Annotated in this window: 3 protein-coding genes; all 3 read right to left on the bottom strand. The window is 35.0% G+C overall.

Annotated elements, in window-relative coordinates; all coding sequences use genetic code 11:
- On the bottom strand, positions 1-886 hold an 886-nt coding region (locus tag ENL20_00455), incomplete at its 3' end, for a sigma-54-dependent Fis family transcriptional regulator (GenBank protein HHE37032.1).
- Positions 732-1,067 (bottom strand): response regulator, encoded by a 336-nt coding sequence (locus ENL20_00450; GenBank protein ID HHE37031.1) that lies wholly within the window; start codon positions 1,065-1,067, stop codon positions 732-734. The genes ENL20_00450 and ENL20_00455, both read right to left, overlap by 155 nt.
- A 204-nt stretch (positions 1,068-1,271) precedes the next feature.
- Positions 1,272-1,868, bottom strand: coding sequence for an ATP-binding protein (locus ENL20_00445; GenBank protein HHE37030.1), 597 nt, complete (start codon positions 1,866-1,868; stop codon positions 1,272-1,274).
- Positions 1,869-1,999 lie beyond the last annotated feature (131 nt).

Here is a 1,999-nt window from a genome sequence, read left to right as displayed (position 1 = left end):
TCTTTAATGATTTCAAATCCGAATTATCGTAACGATCGTGTTTTTGCGAAAGGATTGAAAAGAAATGTTTCATCAACAAAATAATGTCGTTTCCTCTTTCCCGTAAAGGCGGAAGTTCGATTTTTGCTACATCCATTCTTTCATAAAGGTCTTCCCTGAATTCATTATTCCTGATCTTTTCCAGCAAATTCTGGTTGGTGGCAAAGATGAATTTTACATCTATCTTTTTAGTATTACCGCCAATCATCTGGATTTCTTTATTTTCAATCGCTCTTTTCAATTTTGCCTGAATGTTCAGATCAAAATCCGAGATTTCATCCAGAAAGACTATTCCTTGATCTGCTTTCTCAAATTTTCCAATTTTGTCATAGTCTGCTCCGGTAAAAGCTCCCTTTTTATGACCGAATAATTCCGAATCGATCAAATTTTCATTTAATCCGCCAATATGTACGATTTCAAATGGTTTTCCGTTTCGTTCCGATTCCCAGTATAGATTATTGGCAACCACTTCTTTTCCGGTTCCGGTTTCACCATAGATCAGGACACTGATATCTTTTTTAGCGTATCGTTTGATCTGTTCTTTTACTTTTAGAATTTCCGGACATTCGCCAATAAAAACTTTTCTGGGTTCGAGTTCTTTACGGAGATTAATGTTATCATCTTTTAATCTCTTATTCTGTTCTTCCTGCTGCTTCAAATTTATTGCCTGACGAACATCGGCTAAAAACTTTTTAGTATTGAAGTGACCTGTTTTTTCCACGAAAGTATAGGCTCCTAATTTCATAGCAACAGAAACTTGCGTGCGTGATGCTTCTCCGGAAATTATAATAACTTTGGAATTCAATTCTTTTGTTTTCAAAAGATATTTTAAAAAATTCGATCCCATTCATTTGACTTCCATTCAATTCAACATCGAGAATTATCAAATCCGGTTGAAAATCTTTATAAATCTTCAGAAATTCAGTGCTGTTATGAGAGATTTTTACATCATAATTTTCTTTTACCAGGATATTCCGGTAGCGTTCTGCCATTTCTTTGATATCATCCAGAATTAATATTTTGTTCATTTTACCTCACCTTAATCCTCTCCTGAGAGGAGAGGAAAAAAATCAGACTCGACTTGAGAGCGAAGCGTCGAGTTGAGAATGATTTTCCATTTTTGCTGGACTTGATTCGTTCGGTTTTGACGGATGAATCGAGAACAGCATTCAAGTTGATCAATCCCGACTCACACTTCGCTGCGAGTCAGGTTTGATTCATGATTTTTCATATCATTTCACATCTTTCAAGATTAGAATGATCTTCACAATGAATTCCCTCTCAACTTTTTCTATCTTAAAAGTACCACCATGTTTTTCGATGATAGTTTTTGCGATAGGAACTCCCAAACCTGAAGATCCTTTAGTTGAGAATCCTCTTTCCAAACAGGACTCGACTTCAAACGAAGTTGGAGTTGAGTCTTGTGACACACTATTCCTCATCTCGATAATAACTTCATCTTTTTCTTTTTTTACATTGATTTTCACATAACCATTCTCATCTATCGCTTCCAAAGCATTGTTCAATAAATTCTCAAAAGCAGATTTGAATTGAGTTACATCGATATCAACAAAAATGTCATCTTGTGATTTGTCCGTTGGATTTCTGTCATCCTGAGCGGAGTCGAAGGATGGTTCTTTCGACGATGGTTCGACTTCGCTCATCATGACATTAGAATGAGGGAATTCAATTTTATCATACAAAGGGTGATTAATATACTCATCGATGATCGATTCGAGCAAAGATTTAATCCCGACTTTTTCTTTTTGCAGTTTATTAATCCTCGCAAATACAGAAAGTTTTTTCGCAATCGTTGAAATCTGAATCATCTGAAGTAGATTACTTTGTTAGGACAAAAAATCCCTTTGTTTAAGGTGAGTTTTTTTCATAAACATACATTTAACTTTTCGAAAGAAGAGAAAAGAAAATAAATTCCGATTCCCTTCCTTCGATTTTCTTT

Source organism: Candidatus Cloacimonadota bacterium (assembly GCA_011372345.1).
In the GTDB taxonomy this organism is placed as follows: Bacteria; Cloacimonadota; Cloacimonadia; order Cloacimonadales; family TCS61; genus DRTC01.
This window is presented reverse-complemented; position numbering and strand designations above follow the sequence as displayed.